The sequence below is a fragment of the Geobacillus vulcani PSS1 genome, from assembly GCF_000733845.1.
Taxonomy (GTDB): Bacteria; Bacillota; Bacilli; order Bacillales; family Anoxybacillaceae; genus Geobacillus; species Geobacillus vulcani.
Window position 1 is genome coordinate 2,533,787 of the sequence record NZ_JPOI01000001.1, and the last position, 17,479, is coordinate 2,551,265.

At 46.9% G+C, this 17,479-nt stretch carries 13 protein-coding genes; all 13 read left to right on the forward strand.

The window, feature by feature from the left end; genetic code table 11:
* Positions 1 to 30 precede the first annotated feature (30 nt).
* The 13 genes from N685_RS0113620 (at position 31) to N685_RS0113680 (ending at position 17,458) form a co-directional block, all read left to right on the forward strand.
* The gene (locus N685_RS0113620) at positions 31 to 2,148 is read left to right on the forward strand and encodes a glycoside hydrolase family 52 protein (RefSeq protein WP_031409215.1); all 2,118 of its coding nucleotides are present in this window, start codon (positions 31 to 33) and stop codon (positions 2,146 to 2,148) included.
* A gap of 2 nt (positions 2,149 to 2,150) precedes the next feature.
* Positions 2,151 to 3,146, forward strand: coding sequence for an endo-1,4-beta-xylanase (locus tag N685_RS0113625; RefSeq protein ID WP_031409217.1), 996 nt, complete (start codon positions 2,151 to 2,153; stop codon positions 3,144 to 3,146).
* A gap of 877 nt (positions 3,147 to 4,023) precedes the next feature.
* Positions 4,024 to 5,667 carry an extracellular solute-binding protein gene (locus N685_RS0113630; RefSeq protein WP_031409218.1) on the forward strand — a complete coding sequence of 548 codons (1,644 nt, stop codon included), beginning with the start codon at positions 4,024 to 4,026 and terminating at the stop codon, positions 5,665 to 5,667.
* Between the two features lie 106 nt (positions 5,668 to 5,773).
* Positions 5,774 to 6,721, forward strand: coding sequence for an ABC transporter permease (locus N685_RS0113635; RefSeq protein ID WP_031409220.1), 948 nt, complete (start codon positions 5,774 to 5,776; stop codon positions 6,719 to 6,721).
* A gap of 14 nt (positions 6,722 to 6,735) precedes the next feature.
* The gene (locus N685_RS0113640; RefSeq protein ID WP_031409223.1) at positions 6,736 to 7,626 is read left to right on the forward strand and encodes a carbohydrate ABC transporter permease; all 891 of its coding nucleotides are present in this window, start codon (positions 6,736 to 6,738) and stop codon (positions 7,624 to 7,626) included.
* A 15-nt stretch (positions 7,627 to 7,641) separates the two neighbouring features.
* Positions 7,642 to 9,696 (forward strand): alpha-glucuronidase family glycosyl hydrolase, encoded by a 2,055-nt coding sequence (locus N685_RS0113645; protein WP_031409225.1) that lies wholly within the window; start codon positions 7,642 to 7,644, stop codon positions 9,694 to 9,696.
* Between the two features lie 14 nt (positions 9,697 to 9,710).
* Positions 9,711 to 11,225, forward strand: coding sequence for a GH39 family glycosyl hydrolase (locus tag N685_RS0113650; RefSeq protein ID WP_031409227.1), 1,515 nt, complete (start codon positions 9,711 to 9,713; stop codon positions 11,223 to 11,225).
* A 29-nt stretch (positions 11,226 to 11,254) separates the two neighbouring features.
* On the forward strand, positions 11,255 to 12,208 hold the full coding sequence (locus tag N685_RS0113655; RefSeq protein WP_031409229.1) for a sugar kinase: 954 nt from the start codon (positions 11,255 to 11,257) through the stop codon (positions 12,206 to 12,208).
* Between the two features lie 23 nt (positions 12,209 to 12,231).
* Positions 12,232 to 12,906: a bifunctional 4-hydroxy-2-oxoglutarate aldolase/2-dehydro-3-deoxy-phosphogluconate aldolase gene (locus tag N685_RS0113660; RefSeq protein ID WP_031409230.1), complete on the forward strand. Its 675-nt coding sequence runs from the start codon at positions 12,232 to 12,234 to the stop codon at positions 12,904 to 12,906.
* A 93-nt stretch (positions 12,907 to 12,999) separates the two neighbouring features.
* A complete protein-coding gene (locus N685_RS0113665; protein WP_031409232.1) occupies positions 13,000 to 13,698 on the forward strand; it encodes a GntR family transcriptional regulator in 699 nt (232 codons plus the stop codon).
* Positions 13,699 to 14,098: 400 nt separating this feature from the next.
* On the forward strand, positions 14,099 to 15,502 hold the full coding sequence (gene uxaC / locus N685_RS0113670; protein WP_031409234.1) for a glucuronate isomerase: 1,404 nt from the start codon (positions 14,099 to 14,101) through the stop codon (positions 15,500 to 15,502).
* Between the two features lie 19 nt (positions 15,503 to 15,521).
* On the forward strand, positions 15,522 to 16,637 hold the full coding sequence (gene uxuA / locus N685_RS0113675) for a mannonate dehydratase (RefSeq protein ID WP_031409236.1): 1,116 nt from the start codon (positions 15,522 to 15,524) through the stop codon (positions 16,635 to 16,637).
* Entirely contained in the window at positions 16,613 to 17,458 is an 846-nt protein-coding gene (locus N685_RS0113680; RefSeq protein WP_031409238.1) for an SDR family oxidoreductase, read from the forward strand. Before uxuA ends, N685_RS0113680 begins: the two co-directional genes overlap by 25 nt.
* Positions 17,459 to 17,479 lie beyond the last annotated feature (21 nt).

The following is a 17,479-nucleotide window of genomic DNA, read 5'->3' on the forward strand; positions in this document are numbered from 1 at the left end:
GCATAGTGAAAAAGGGAGAGTGAGTGATTCATGCCAACCAATCAATTTTTCAACGCCCACCACTCACCGGTTGGAGCGTTTGCCAGCTTTACATTAGGGTTTCCAGGAAAAAGCGGGGGATTGGATCTTGAACTCGCCCGTCCCCCGCGGCAAAACGTATTGATTGGTGTCGAATCGTTACATGAATCGGGCTTATATCATGTCCTTCCGTTTTTGGAAACAGACGAAGAAGATGAAAGCAAACGGTATGACATCGAAAATCCCGACCCGAATCCGCAAAAACCGAACATTCTAATCCCATTTGCCAAAGAGGCGATTCAACGTGAATTTCATGTGGCCACAGATACATGGAAGGCTGGAGATTTAACGTTTACGATTTATTCTCCTGTAAAAGCGGTGCCAGATCCGGAAACCGCGGACGAGGAAGAACTCAAGCTGGCGTTGGTTCCAGCTGTCATCGTGGAGATGACGATTGATAATACAAATGGAACAAAGGCCCGGCGGGCGTTTTTCGGGTTCGAAGGCACCGATCCGTATACTTCGATGCGGCGGATCGATGACACATGCCCGCAACTGCGCGGGGTTGGGCAAGGGCGAATGGTTGGCATCGTTTCCAAAGACGAGGATGTTCGCTCCGCGTTGCATTTTAGCATGGAAGATATTTTAACGGCACAGCTGGAAGAAAACTGGACGTTTGGGCTTGGCAAAGTGGGCGCCTTAATTGTCGATGTGCTGGCAGGCGAAAAGAAAACTTATCAATTTGCGGTTTGTTTTTACCGAGGCGGGTACGTGACGGCGGGAATGGATGCTTCCTATTTTTATACCCGTTTCTTTCAAAATATTGAGGAAGTCGGCCTTTATGCCCTGGAGCAGGCGGAAGTATTGAAGGAGCAATCGTTCCGTTCCAATAAGCTGATTGAAAAAGAATGGCTGTCCGATGATCAAACATTTATGATGGCGCACGCCATTCGCAGCTACTACGGCAATACGCAGCTGTTAGAGCACGAGGGGAAACCGATTTGGGTGGTCAACGAAGGCGAGTACCGGATGATGAATACGTTTGATTTGACCGTTGACCAACTCTTTTTTGAACTGAAACTGAATCCATGGACGGTCAAAAATGTTCTCGATTTGTACGTCGAGCGCTACAGTTACGAGGATCGCGTTCGTTTTCCGGGAGAAGAGACAGAATATCCGGGCGGCATCAGTTTTACTCACGACATGGGAGTAGCCAATACGTTCTCGCGCCCGCACTACTCGTCATACGAGCTGTATGGCATTAGCGGCTGCTTCTCGCACATGACGCACGAACAGCTTGTCAACTGGGTGCTTTGCGCGGCGGTGTACATTGAACAAACGAAAGACTGGGCATGGCGCGACAAGCGGCTTGCTATTTTGGAGCAATGCCTAGAAAGCATGGTTCGCCGCGATCATCCCGATCCGGAACAACGAAATGGCGTAATGGGACTCGACAGCACCCGCACGATGGGCGGGGCGGAAATTACGACATATGACAGTTTGGACGTTTCCCTCGGCCAAGCCCGCAACAATTTATATTTAGCAGGTAAATGTTGGGCGGCCTATGTAGCGCTTGAGAAATTGTTCCGTGATGTCGGCAAGGAAGAATTGGCCGCACTGGCGGGAGAGCAGGCGGAAAAATGCGCCGCGACGATCGTCAGCCATGTAACCGATGACGGGTATATTCCGGCGGTCATGGGAGAAGGAAACGACTCAAAAATCATTCCCGCCATTGAGGGACTTGTGTTCCCTTATTTCACCAATTGCCATGAGGCCTTGGACGAAAACGGACGCTTTGGAGCATATATTCAAGCGTTGCGCAACCATTTGCAATACGTGTTGCGGGAAGGAATTTGCCTGTTCCCGGATGGAGGCTGGAAAATTTCTTCAACGAGCAACAACTCTTGGTTAAGCAAAATTTACCTATGTCAGTTCATTGCCCGTCATATTTTAGGCTGGGAATGGGATGAACAAGGCAAACGGGCCGATGCCGCCCATGTCGCTTGGCTCACCCATCCGACATTATCCATTTGGAGCTGGAGTGATCAAATCATCGCGGGTGAAATTACCGGCAGCAAATATTACCCGCGCGGCGTGACAAGTATTTTGTGGCTTGAGGAGGGAGAATAACGATGTGCTCATCCATCCCGTCCCTTCGCGAAGTGTTTGCCAATGATTTTCGCATCGGGGCAGCAGTCAATCCAGTGACGCTAGAAGCCCAACAATCGCTGTTGATCCGCCATGTAAACAGCCTTACCGCCGAAAACCATATGAAGTTTGAACATCTTCAGCCAGAGGAGGGGCGGTTTACGTTCGACATCGCCGATCAAATCATCGACTTCGCCCGTTCTCATCACATGGCCGTTCGCGGACATACGCTCGTATGGCATAACCAAACCCCGAGCTGGGTGTTTCAAGACAGCCAAGGGCATTTCGTCGGCAGAGATGTGTTGCTGGAACGGATGAAATCTCATATCTCCACGGTTGTACAGCGATACAAAGGGAAAGTCTATTGTTGGGATGTCGTCAACGAAGCGGTCGCCGATGAGGGGAGCGAATGGCTGCGCTCCTCAACGTGGCGACAAATCATCGGCGATGATTTTATTCAGCAGGCGTTTCTTTATGCCCATGAAGCAGACCCAGAGGCGTTGCTGTTTTACAACGACTATAATGAATGTTTTCCGGAAAAACGCGAGAAAATTTACACACTAGTAAAATCTTTGCGTGACAAAGGAATTCCCATTCACGGCATCGGCATGCAGGCGCACTGGAGCCTGAACCGCCCGACGCTTGATGAAATTCGCGCGGCGATTGAGCGATATGCGTCTGTCGGAGTCATTCTCCATATTACCGAACTTGATATATCGATGTTTGAATTTGACGATCATCGAAAGGACTTGGCTGCTCCTACAAACGAAATGGTCGAACGGCAGGCAGAGCGGTACGAGCAAATTTTCTCTCTCTTCAAGGAATATCGTGATGTCATTCAAAATGTCACGTTTTGGGGAATTGCCGATGACCACACGTGGCTTGACCATTTCCCTGTGCAAGGAAGAAAAAATTGGCCCCTTTTGTTCGATGAACAACACAACCCCAAACCGGCTTTTTGGCGGGTGGTGAATATGTAAAAGGTTGGTGAAAAACCGCTGTTTTCCTTGATCGATGGGCGAAGGGACGAAAATAGGGGCTGGTGCTGCCAAGGTTTTTCTACTTGAGAAACGATTCCGGGAAGCGGTTGCGCGAGTCAATCACCTGTCCCCTAAACATATAGTGAAGAGGGGAAAATAGAGCTTAGCTCTCCCCCTCTTCCATTATAATAAAAAACTTTCAGAAAAGTATTGAATATAGGAAGGGTTTTCTTTATAATGAAGATAAAAACTAGTATACTAGTATTACTAGTAAGCAAATATCGTGTAAGATTGTGCATTTGCTTTTTGAACTATATAAGTTGCCATTTTGTTTTCCATGGTATTGTTCGCTCTTCTTGTCACCGTGCCAGCTTGTCAGGTGATAAAGACGGGACATGGAGATCGGAAATTCTTTATTACAACCTATATAGTTGAAATTTTGTTTTTCATCCCACTGATCAACCGCCTCGTTCGGTCCGATCAAGCCTGTACTTGGATGAAAACCGAAACGAACAATCAGGAATTCTTTATTGCAACGTAGCATTTTCAAACTAGTATATTAGAATGGTGATTTTATGATCGATAATCGAATTTGTATGGCCAAAAGAGGGAAAGCGGGTTGTCTACAAGGCTAGTGAAAAACGAGGGTTCCTTTGGTGAGCGTACGATTCATCAAAAAGGAAAGTGGCTGCTATATTCCTCCATTTGAAACGTACCGCAGGAAAGTAGAGATTTCGGCTAAATTTATGAATTTTTTATTTGAAATCGCTTACCTTCCAGACCTGAAAGGGGGGATTTATTTAAAGAGACCGAGATTGCTTTCCTTACGGTGGTTGTGAGCAAGGGGGATCAAGAAAATGGGATTGGAGGGAGAAAGGTGTTAAAAAAGGTGTTTGCTACTTTAACGGCAACTGTGTTGGCAGCTAGCATGCTTGCGGGATGTACAGACAATGAATCCGCTTCATCCGGCGGATCTAGTGAATCAAAAGATGGAAAAGTCACGATTACAACCGTGCGTACGCTAAAAGATGATACAAAATTTCGAGACGGAGAAGATCTTAATAACAACCCGATTACACGATGGTCGGAAAAAGAGCTAGGGATTAAATGGAAAACACTATGGACAGCTCCGAACGATGAGCAATACCACAATAAAATTCGCCTAGCCTTGTCTTCCGGTCAAAAACTGCCTGATGTATTCAAAGTATCAGATGGACAATTAATCAATGATTTAATTCGTTCAGGAAAAGTGATGTCTGTCGATGAGGCCATTGAGAAATATGCGTCACCGAGATTGAAGAAAATTTATGAGCAATTTCCCGAAGCGTTTTATCCGGCTACGGTCGACGGAAAACGTTATGGAATTCCGCGTTTTTCTGGAGGAAATGGTTCAGACTCCTTGCTTTGGATTCGCAAAGATTGGCTTGATAAGTTAGGACTCCAGCCGCCAAAAACGATTGAAGATCTTGAAAAAATTATGGATGCGTTTGTCAACAAAGACCCGGATGGAAACGGAAAAAAGGATACAATCGGCTTAACGTTGGCAAGCAAAAATGGCTTGGCGACATGGCTGGCGGATGGCAGCTTTATTTTCGGTGCTTACGGCGATTATGTGCCAGGCTCATGGTCAAAAGGAGAAGACGGCTCTTTGGTCTATGGTTCCGTTCAACCGTCTATGAAAAAGGCTCTAGAAAAATTGAACGAATGGTATAAAAAGGGGTGCTTGGATAAAGAAGTAGGTATTTTAGATGAACAAACGGCCATTGAAAGTTTTGTTGCTGGGAAGTCCGGGATTATTTCTGCTCCGCCTTGGGCAGCTGGTTGGCCGATCACGGACGCATTGAAAAATAATCCGGGAGCCGTAGTTGAGCCGTATCCGCTACCGAGCGGTCCGGGCGGAAAAATTGGTCGACGCGGTGAGGGATTAGTGACCGGCATGTTCTTGTTTAGTAAGGATTTTAAACATATGGATAAATTTTTCCAATACTTAGATGAAGCTTATGCTTATGTGTACAACGACTCAAAATATTTTAAATATGGGTTGGCTGAGGGATACGATTATGTTCTAAAGGATGGAAAACCTGTTTATGACGACAAACAAATTCCAGGTGGAAGGATAGACCCGGGTGCTTATTTCATCACTGAGGCGATTCCGACGGTTCCGTATATGCTTTATGATCTTGTAGAAGAATTGTATACAACGAAACGTCAACCGAAAAACGCCTATGAGTATACACGCATTGTAGCTCTAGGCGAATCATTTATGAAAGCGGCTACAATTGTCAATGAACAAAATCAATACCGTATTGAAAATGAATTTACAGGACCTCCAACGAAGACGATGCAAAAAAGAGGGGAATTTTTGACGAAAATGGAGCGGGAGACGTTCGCTAACATTATTTATGGTCGGGCTCCTCTTAGTGCATTTGACGAATTCGTGAAAAAATGGGAAGAATCTGGCGGTAAAGAGATTACAAAAGAAGTAAATGAATGGTATCAATCAGTAAAGAAGGCGAAGTAACTGTTTTTGATCATGGTGCGGACGGAATACAGACCGTAAACCACCGATGTCCGCACCTGTCTTTTTCACAAATGATGGTGCTGAGAAGTTGAAAGGGGGAGAACCGATGCAGTCCGCCGTGAATGTAAAAAAGCAAACGGCCACCCTTGAAGTACAAAAAACGCCGAAAAGAAGAGGAACGTGGCAGTTGCATGCGATGTTGCTTCCAGCCCTTGCTATTGTATTCATTTTTCAGTACATTCCAATGTTTGGATTGGTGATGGCGTTTCAAGATTATGAGCCATGGCTCGGATTTTTACATTCACCTTGGGTTGGCTTCGAACACTTTAAGACCATGTTCGAATATGAAGATGCCCGACAAGTCATATGGAATACGTTGGTTATTTCTACTCTTAAGATCATCTTTAATCTTGGGGTGCCACTGACCTTTGCATTGCTGCTCAATGAAGTGTATATGATGAAGTTTAAACGAACAGTTCAAACGATAGTATATTTACCACATTTTTTATCCTGGGTCATTCTTGGGGGAATTTTGATTGATATGCTTTCGCCTGAAGGGGGAATTGTCAATCGTTTTTTATCCTTGTTTGGTGTACAACCGATTTTCTTTCTCGGTGATAATGATTGGTTTCGCACAGTCGTTGTCGTGACTGATATTTGGAAAGAATGTGGATTCAATACGATCGTGTTTTTAGCTGCTCTTACTTCAATCAATCCGTCGTTGTATGAAGCCGCCATTGTGGATGGGGCGAATCGCTGGCAGCAAACCATTTACATTACGTTGCCTTCCATGTTGCCGATTATTATCGTTGTGGGGACTTTATCGTTAGGAAACATTTTAAATGCTGGGTTTGACCAAATTTTAAACTTGTATAACCCCCTTGTTTACAAAACGGGCGATATTATTGACACGTACGTTTACCGCGTTGGTCTTTTAAACGGGGATTTTAGCTATGCGACGGCCGTTGGGTTATTTAAATCGATCATTAGCTTTATTTTAGTGGTGATAGGATATCGCCTTGCTTATAAGTATGCCAACTATAAAATCTTTTAAGGGAGGGGAGGCATATGAATCATCATTATCAAAAAAGCTTGTCCTACAAAATATTTACTATTTTTAACTATACCTTTTTAACGGTTGCTGCGTTGCTTTGTATTTTGCCTCTTATTCATATTTTAGCTGTTTCTTTTAGCGGCAGCGCAGCAGCAACGGCCAATTTGGTCGGGTTTTGGCCTGTCGATTTTACGCTAGATGCGTACGAAAAAACGATTGGAAACGAAAACTTTTTGCGCTCTCTCTGGAATTCGTTTTTACGGGTCGTATTAGGGACAGCCATTTCCATGGCCGTTATGTTGTGTGCAGCCTATCCGTTGTCCAAAAGTGACAAGGCATTTCGCGGACGAAAAATTTATATGTGGTTTTTCGTTTTTACGATGCTGTTCCATGGCGGGCTTGTACCGACCTATATGGTTGTGACAAAGCTTGGGTTGACGGATACGATTTGGGCGCTTATTTTGCCGTCTGCCGTCAGTTCGTTCAACTTAATCTTGCTTGTGAATTTTTTCCGTACTTCAGTGCCCAAATCGCTTGAGGAAGCTGCTTTGATGGACGGAGCAAATCACTTTACGATTTTTTGGAAAATTTATTTACCGATTTCTGTTCCAGCGATTGCGACGATTTCGCTGTTTACGATGGTATTCCATTGGAATTCATGGTTTGACGGGATGATTTATATGTCCGATGTTAAGCATTACCCGTTGTCGACTTTCTTGCAAACGATTATTGTCCAACAAGATTTTACCAAAATGAGTGTTGACGCAGAAACGTTGCAAAATTTGTCTGAACGGACGGTAAAAGCCGCGCAAATTTTTATCGCAGCGTTGCCGATGCTGATCGTTTATCCGTTTGTGCAAAAGTTTTTCGTCAAAGGGATTGTCTTAGGGGCGGAAAAGGAATAAGAGGGGGAAGTGAACATGGTAACGGAATACGAACCTTGCTGGCTAAGATATGCGAAAAATGATCAGTATGAAGATAATCAATCGCTGTTTACAACGATCGTAGCAAAAGGAGAGTCTCCGATCTTCGGTGCTGCAGTCGAAGAGTTACGAACTGGCATCATATCGATGTTTGGTTGTGAGCCGCAAGTGGTGCGGGAGGCGAAACAAACAAGCTTCATTTGGCTTGGCACATTTGACGATGAGGAGTTGAAACATCAATCGCGCGACAGGGAAAGGGCAACGATTATTCATCCAGAAGGATATGTCATCCGCTCCGACGTCCGTAATGGGCAATCACGCATCTACATCGTCGGGCGGACAGACAAAGGTGTTTTGTATGCGGTGTTTCATTTCCTCCGTCTATTGCAGATGAAAGAGAATGTGGACGATGTATCGATCGTCGAGCAGCCAAGCAATAAATTGCGCATGATCAATCATTGGGACAACATGGACGGCAGCATTGAACGCGGATATGCCGGACAATCCATTTTCTTTGTCGACGGTCAGTTTGTGAAACAAAAACAGCGGATCAAAGACTATGCTCGGTTGCTTGCCTCGGTTGGTATCAATGCCATTTCGATCAATAATGTGAATGTTCACAAACTGGAAACCAAATTAATTACGGAAGAGTTTTTGCCGGAAGTGGCGCAAGTGGCTGATATTTTTCGAATGTATGGCATCAAATTGTTTTTGAGCATTAACTATGCCAGCCCTGTAGAAATTGGAGGACTTTCGACCGCGGATCCGCTTGATTGGGATGTACAGCGGTGGTGGAAGGAGACGGCGGCGCGGATTTACCGTTACATCCCTGATTTTGGCGGCTTCGTCGTTAAGGCCGATTCCGAGTTTCGCCCGGGCCCGTTCACCTATGGACGCAGCCATGCGGAAGGGGCCAATATGTTGGCAGAGGCGTTGGCGCCGTTTGGCGGCCTCGTTGTTTGGAGATGTTTCGTATATAACTGTCAGCAAGACTGGCGTGATCGAACGACCGATCGGGCCAAAGCGGCGTATGATCACTTCAAACCGCTCGATGGACAGTTTCGCGAGAATGTCGTCTTGCAAATTAAGAACGGTCCCATGGATTTTCAAGTAAGGGAGCCGGTTTCTCCGTTGTTCGGGGCCATGCCGAAAACGAATCAAATGATGGAAGTGCAAATTACTCAAGAATACACGGGGCAACAAAAGCATTTATGTTTCTTGATTCCTCAGTGGAAAGAAGTGCTTGATTTTGATACGTATGCGAAAGGAAAAGGATCGGAAGTAAAAAAGGTCATTGGCGGCTCGCTATTTGGCTATCAATATAGCGGGATGGCGGGGGTATCCAATATTGGAAATGACCCAAACTGGACCGGGCATACATTGGCGCAAGCGAACTTGTACGGATTTGGGCGGCTCGCTTGGAATCCGGATTTGTCTGCCGAAGAGATTGCCCGCGAATGGATTGTGCAAACGTTTGGGGACGATCCAGACGTGATTGCGACGATCTGTTGGATGCTTCTTGCTTCTTGGAACATCTATGAAAATTACACCTCTCCGCTCGGTGTTGGTTGGATGGTGAACCCGGGGCACCATTACGGGCCAAATGTGGACGGATATGAATACTCACACTGGGGAACGTACCACTATGCTGACCGTGATGGAATCGGAGTGGATCGGACAGTTGCGACAGGGACCGGATATACGGCGCAATATTTTCCGGAGAATGCGGCGATGTATGAATCGCTAGATACGTGTCCTGATGAGCTGCTTTTATTTTTCCATCACGTTCCGTACACGCATCGGCTGCACTCTGGAGAAACAGTGATTCAACACATTTACAATACGCATTTTGAAGGGGTTGAGCAGGCGGAACAGTTAAAGAAATGTTGGGAACGGCTCGAGGGGAAAATGGACGCGAAACGGTACCAGGATGTATTGGAACGGTTGACGATGCAAGTGGAGCATGCCAAAGAGTGGCGCGATGTCATTAATACGTATTTTTATCGAAAGTCAGGGATCGATGATCAATATGGCCGGAAAATTTATCGATGAATGGGGGAGAATTCATGAAAGTGATCCACGTGCCTACCAACGGGAAAGAGCAGTTTAAAAAGAACTGGAAATTTTGTGTTGGCACTGGGCGGCTTGGCCTCGCCTTGCAAAAAGAGTATCTCGATCATTTAAAGCTCGTGCAAGAGAAGATCGGATTTCAATACATCCGCGGTCACGGGCTGCTTTCCGATGATGTCGGAATTTACCGGGAAGTCGAAATCGACGGGGAAATGAGGCCGTTTTATAACTTTACGTATATCGATCGGATTTTCGATTCGTATTTAGCTTTGAACATTCGTCCATTTGTTGAGCTCGGATTTATGCCCTATGCGCTTGCGTCAGGAGACCAAACCGTTTTTTATTGGAAAGGCAATGTTACCCCGCCAAAAGATTATGACAAATGGCGAGATCTCATTGTGGCAGTCGTTTCCCATTTTGTAGAGCGGTACGGAATCGAGGAAGTGCGGACATGGCCGTTTGAAGTATGGAACGAGCCTAATTTAGTAAATTTTTGGAAGGATGCGGATAAGGAAGCGTATTTCAAGCTTTATGAAGTAACAGCGAGAGCGGTAAAAAGCGTCGATCCACATCTGCAAGTAGGGGGACCGGCCATTTGTGGAGGAAGCGATGAATGGATTACGGACTTTCTTTGCTTCTGCGCTGAACGGAAAGTGCCGGTGGATTTTGTCAGCCGACATGCTTATACGTCGAAAGCCCCGCATAAGAAAACGTTTGAGTATTACTATCAAGAGCTGGAGCCGCCTGAAGATATGCTAGAGCAATTCAAAGCGGTGCGCGAGCGGATTCGCCAGTCTCCTTTTCCGCATTTACCGTTGCATATTACGGAATATAATACGTCATACAGTCCGATCAACCCGATTCATGACACGGCGCTCAATGCCGCCTACATCGCTCGCATTTTGAGCGAAGGGGGAGATTACGTTGACTCGTTTTCGTATTGGACGTTTAGCGATGTGTTTGAGGAGATGGATGTGCCGAAAGCATTATTCCACGGCGGATTCGGTTTAGTGGCGCTTCATTCGATTCCAAAACCAACCTTTCATGCATTCACGTTCTTTCAAGCTCTCGGTGAAGAGTTGCTTTATCGCGATTCGAACATGATCGTGACAAAGCGAAAAGACGGGTCGATCGCTGCTGTGCTATGGAACTTAGTCATGGAGAAAGGGGAGGAATGGGTCGAAGAGATGCAGCTAGTCATTCCCGTTCCGTTTTCCGTAGCGTTTGTCAAACAACAAACGGTGAATGAGCAGTACGGAAACCCTTGGAGGGTTTGGAAGCAGATGGGACGGCCTCGCTTTCCAAACCGGCAAGCAGTGGAAACGTTGCGACAAGTCGCGCGTCCTCATGTCTCGACAGAGCAAAAAAAGGCAACGGATGGCATGATTCACTTATCTATCGCTCTATCCAAAAATGAAGTGACGTTAATTGAGATTGAACACGTTCGCGATGAAACAAGCACCTATGTCGGTTTAGATGATAGTGAAATGACAGCGTACTCTTCCGAATAATATACAAATCGTTGCAATGGAGGGATCAGATGGACGTCGTCACGATGGGGGAAGCGATGGCCGTATTTACACCGATCGGCGGTGGATTCATGAGGCAGGCGGTCACTTTTACACGACGAATCGGCGGTGCGGAAGCGAATGTGGCTGTCGGCCTTGCCCGCTTAGGCCACCGTGTCGGTTGGATGAGCAAAGTGGGAGACGATGAGTTTGGGAAAGCGATTTTGTCTTTCCTGCAAGGAGAAGGCGTGGATGTCAGCCGAGTGAAAACGGATCCGAAGGCGCCAACAGGTATTTATTTTAAGGAAAAAAGGCGTCCGGGCGATACGAGGGTGTATTACTATCGCCAAGGATCGGCGGCAAGCCGGTTAACCCCTAATGATTTGGATGAGGAATATATCGCTAGAGCGAAGTATTTGCATATTACCGGAATTACTCCGGCGCTTAGCAGAGATTGTTATGAAACGATTGTTGCGGCCATGGCCATGGCTCGCCGCCACGGAGTGAACATTGTCTTTGACCCGAATGTGCGGTTGAAGCTATGGCCGAAAGTGGAGGAAGCGCGAGAAGTGCTTCTTCAGCTCGCCGCCCAAGCGGATATCATTCTCCCCGGGGCTGCCGAAGCTGCGTTTTTGCTTGGCGACCAATCGGTGGAAGAGTGGGGAAACCAGCTGTTGACCGAGGGTGCATCTCTGGTGGTCATCAAGTTAGGAGCCAGTGGGGCGCATTATTTTACGCATACCTACCACGAATATGTGCCAGGGTTCCCTGTGGACAAGGTGGTGGATCCTGTGGGTGCGGGGGATGGATTTGCGGCCGGGTTGTTATCAGGATTGCTTGATGGTCTTCCCTTGACCGAAGCGGTTCGACGGGCGAATGCCGTTGGAGCACTGGCAACGATGGTTGAAGGAGATGCGGAAGGCATGCCTGAACGGGATGAGGTAGAACGATTAATGGGACAACAAGGGGAAGATGTGACTCGGTAGGAGTGAAGGAGGGGCAAATTTCGATGAATGCATTGACAATGATCAAAGACATCGGCATCGTTCCCGTATTCCGCGGTGCGACACCAGATCGGATTCTTCCGATCGCTTCTGCGCTGCAACGAGGAGGGATTCCGATTCTGGAAATTACGATGGAAACCGATCGAGCGCTCGAGGCTTTAGAAAGAGCGGTGTGCGAATGCAGGGGAATGGTCATCGGGGCAGGAACGGTGCTGGATGCCGAAACAGCTCGGCAGGCCATTGCTGCTGGGGCGCAATTTATCGTCTCCCCCTCTCTCGCGATTGATGTTATAGAGGTTGCAAAGCAACACCACGTTGTCATGATCGCTGGCGGATTAACCCCAACCGAAATCGTCACGGCTTTTCAACATGGTGCGGATATGGTAAAAGTGTTCCCTGCCCATGTGTTTGGACCGAGCTATATTCGCAGCTTAAAAGAGCCGCTTGCCCATATTCCCTTGATAGCCACCGGGGGGATTCAGTTCAAAACGGTTGTAGAGTATATCAACGCGGGAGTGGATGCTGTGGGGGTCGGAAATGCGTTGGTCCCCTCTAAGGGTGGCGTAAGCGAAGAGCAATGGGAAGAAGTGGCCGCCCGCGCTGCCCAGTGGGTTTCGGCCGTGCAGACAGAAAGAAGAAAGAACGCTAAAGGAGGAAGTAGCGGGAAACTTGGAAAGTAATTATTTTTTTACTACTATAGGTAAAAAATGAAATCATCGATTTTATCTATCACTGACATACGAGGATATTGGATCAAAAAGGAGAATGAAACGATGATGTTTACCGCCCAACAAAGTCAACAGATTAAAAGCTCGATCAGAGGATCGGCCCGCGATCAGTTGTATGAAATGCTAAAGGAAAAAATTTTGCGTCTCGAGCTTGAACCGGGCACGAAAATTTCGGAGAAAGAAATCGCAGAACAACTGCATATTAGCCGCACTCCAGTCAGAGAGGCGTTTTTAAAGTTGGCGCAAGAAGAATTGCTTGATATCATTCCGCAAAGCGGCACCATTGTTTCACGCATCAATTTGGAGCACGTGGAAGAAGGCAGGTTTATTCGAGAAATTGTTGAAAAGGAAGTGGCGGCTCTGGCGTGTCAAACGTTTCGTCAAGACCAGTTGTTCGAGTTGGAAAAAAACATTGCGATGCAAGAGCTATGCGCCGAGAAAGGAAATTCTCTCGAGCTGTTTGAACTTGACGAGCGATTTCACCAACTCATTTATGATGGTTGTCGGATGTCGCGTTCATGGAAGATGGTCCAAAGTCTCAACGGACATTTTAATCGTTTGCGTGTGCTGCGGTTGTCTGCGAATTTGGATTGGAGCATTATTATTTCTCATCATAAACAAATTTACCGTCTGATTGCGGATAAAGAGGCGGAAAAAGTGCGACAGGTAATGGAGGAGCATTTGCGTCTTGTCGAGATTGAAAAAGACGTGCTGAAAAGGCAATACCCTCATTATTTTGTCTAAAAGGCCGGTGAAAAACGGCTGCCACGAGCAAATCAGTGGCATTTCGTCAAAAAAGAAGGTTGATTTCGCCAGTCTTTTCTAACGGAGAAATAGGTGGAATAGAAGTATTTTGTACGAAATCACCGCCCCTCTAAAGGGCTGACGAAAAACCGCTGCTTCCCTTGAACGATGGGGAACGTGTGCACCGAAGGGCCGATGCTACAGGATTGTTTTCTTTGAGAAATGATACTGAAAGCGGCATACTCCCTTAAACGAAACTATTGACGTGAGAGCAAAGCAGCTTCATCTGACTGCCAACAACAGGATGTTCCTTGCGTGCGAACGATCGATACGGCCGCTCTTTCTCTTGATGATCGAACGCGGTGCCGAGCATATAGGGACAGGAAGGAGGAACGGATTCTTGGCAGCATTCATTCACGACCATTTTCTGTTGCAAAACAAACATGCCGAAGTGTTGTACCATGACTATGCCAAAAGGTTGCCGATCATTGATTATCATTGCCATTTAAGCGCGAAGGAGATTGCCGAGGACCGACGATTTCACGACATGACAGAGCTTTGGCTTGAGGGAGATCATTACAAATGGCGAGCGATGCGCGCGCTCGGGGTCGAGGAAAAATACATTACCGGAAGCGCTTCGCCTGAGGAGAAATTTCAGGCATGGGCGAAAACGGTGCCGTATTGCATCGGAAACCCGCTCTATCATTGGACGCATTTAGAATTAAAACGCTATTTCCAAGTTGATGCCTTGCTCAGCGAGCGAACGTGGAGGGACATATGGACTCATTGCAACGAATTGCTCCAGCAAGAAGGGTATTCGGCCCGTTCTTTCATTCTTCAATCGAATGTAGAATGGATCGGAACGACGGATGATCCACTCGATGACCTAATGGATCATCGAAAAATCGCCCAAGACCCGTCGTTTTCGGTGAAAGTTGTGCCATCATTTCGGCCTGATGCTGTGTTTGAAATTAACCGTTCGTCCTTCTTCGATTACGTAAGCAAGCTAGGGGAAGCGGCCGGGCTGGCGATCGACAGTTATGGCCACCTATTGCAAGCACTCGAAAACCGGGTTTACTATTTTCATGATTCAGGGTGTCGGATAGCCGATCACGGTCTCGAATCGATGCCGTACGCTGAATGTACCTTGGATGAGGCGAGTGCCATTTTTCAAAAAAGAAAAGAGGGGTTTGCTCTCAGTCAAGAAGAGAACGAAAAATATCAAACGTTCACGTTATGTTTCTTAGCGCGTTTATATCATTCTCTTGGGTGGGTGATGCAGCTCCATATAGGCTCGATTCGGAATACAAACCAAAAGCGGTTTCAACAGTTGGGGCCGAATACAGGATACGATTCAATTAACGACTTTTTCCTGGCCCGGCCGTTAAATGCTTTTCTGAATCGATTGGAATATGAAGGGCAGTTGCCGAAAACGATTTTGTATACATTAAACCCCGCTTACAACTATATTGTCGCGTCAACGATTGGCAACTTTCCCGCCGAAGGAATAAAAGGGAAAGTCCAATTTGGGGCAGCTTGGTGGTTTAACGACCATCGGGATGGCATCATTCGCCATCTTCGCGATCTAGCGAATGTCGGCCTATTCAGCACATTCGTTGGGATGTTGACCGACTCAAGAAGCTTCCTATCTTATGTGCGCCATGAATATTTTCGCCGGATTTTATGCAATGAGATCGGGGCTTGGATTGAAAAAGGGGAGGTTCCGCAAGATTACGAGTTTTTAGGAAAAATCGTTCAAGACATTTGTTATTTCAATGCGAAACAATACTTTGATTTGGTGTGAATGGGGGATCGAACGTGTCATGAGAATGACGTTTCGTTGGTTCGGCAAGGATTATGATACGGTTTCATTAGATCATATTCGCCAGATTCCCGGAGTCGAAGGGATTGTCGGGGCGTTGTATCACATCCCGGTCGGGGAAGTATGGCCGCTAGAAGACATAGTGGAATTGAAACGGCAAGTGAACGAAAAAGGCTTTCATCTTGAGGTGATTGAGAGTGTCAACGTTCATGAAGATATTAAACTCGGCCTGCCTTCGCGGCAGCGGTATATCGAAAACTATAAACAAACGATCCGCAACTTGGCGAAAGCTGGGGTGAAAGTGATTTGTTATAATTTTATGCCCATTTTCGATTGGACGCGTTCCGATTTGGCGAAAAGGCGTCCTGACGGATCGACAGTGCTCGCCTACGAGAAGCGAAAAATTGAACAAATTGCTCCGGAGGAGATGATCCGACGCATCGAAAATGGAGCAAATGGATTTTTGCTTCCGGGATGGGAGCCAGAACGGTTGAAAACGATTAAACCACTTTTTGCCCTCTATAAAGGAGTGACAGAGGACGATTTGTTTGATCATTTGCGTTACTTCTTGGAGCACATTATTCCGGTCGCGGAAGAATGCGGCGTTCGAATGGCGCTTCACCCCGATGATCCTCCATGGTCGGTGTTCGGGCTGCCGCGGATTGCGACGAATAAGGAAAATTTAGATCGGATTGTTCGCTTGGTCGACAGCCCGGCGAATGGGTTAACGTTATGCTCCGGTTCGCTTGGAGCCAATCCGGACAATGATGTTTCCGAGATTTTCCGCTACTTTTTACGTATGGATCGCGTGCCGTTTGCTCATGTACGCAATATCGAGATTCATGAAAACGGCGATTTTGAGGAAACGTCCCATCGGAGCTGTGACGGTTCATTAAATATATGTGAGATCGTCAAAGCGTTGCATGAAGCGAATTTTCGAGGATACATCCGTCCCGATCACGGCCGGATGATTTGGGGGGAACAAGCGCGTCCCGGCTACGGGTTGTATGACCGGGCACTCGGCATTATGTATTTGCTCGGGATTTGGGACAGTTTAGAAAATGAGAAAAGAAAGCGGGAAGGAGAGAAAGCATGCTCCCCATCCATCCAAGTCTAAAGGGAAAAGTGGCGGTTGTCACAGGCGGAGGCGGAGTGTTATGCAGCTGCATGGCAAAAGAGCTGGCCCGTCAAGGGATGAAAGTAGTGATCTTGAATCGAACATTGGAGAAAGCGGAAAAAGTCAAGAATGAGATTGTTGAACAAGGGGGAGAGGCGTTGGCTATTTCGTGTGACGTACTCGATGTTGAACGTGTTAGGCGGGCGGCGGAAACGGTAGCGGAAGTATACGGACCTTGCGATGTTTTAATTAACGGAGCGGGTGGCAACCATCCACAGGGGATCACCACAAAGGAAACGTTAGAGATGGCTGATCTTGAAAATCAAGAAGTAACAACATTTTTTGACTTAACCACGGAAGGGTTTTCTTATGTTTTTGACGTCAATATTCTTGGGACGATCATTCCGACGCAGCAATTTCTGAAACAGATGGTCGGTAGGGGAGGAACGATTATCAATATTTCTTCGATGAGCGCCCCGCGCCCGATGACGAAAGTGCCGGCGTACAGCGCAGCCAAAGCGGGGATTGAAAACTTCACCAAATGGCTCGCCGTGCACGTGGCCGAAGTCGGGGTTCGCGTCAACGCCATTGCCCCCGGGTTCTTTTTGACGAAGCAAAACGAACATTTGCTCAAGCAGCCCGATGGATCGTATAGCGAGCGGACAAAAAAAATCTTGGCGCATACGCCAATGGGGCGGCTAGGTAGACCAGAAGATTTGTTAGGAACGCTTCTTTGGCTTGTCGATGATCAAACAAGCGGGTTCGTCACCGGCACTGTGATCCCAGTTGACGGAGGATTTTTAGCTTATGCCGGAGTTTGAAGGGAGAATAAACAAAGTCTC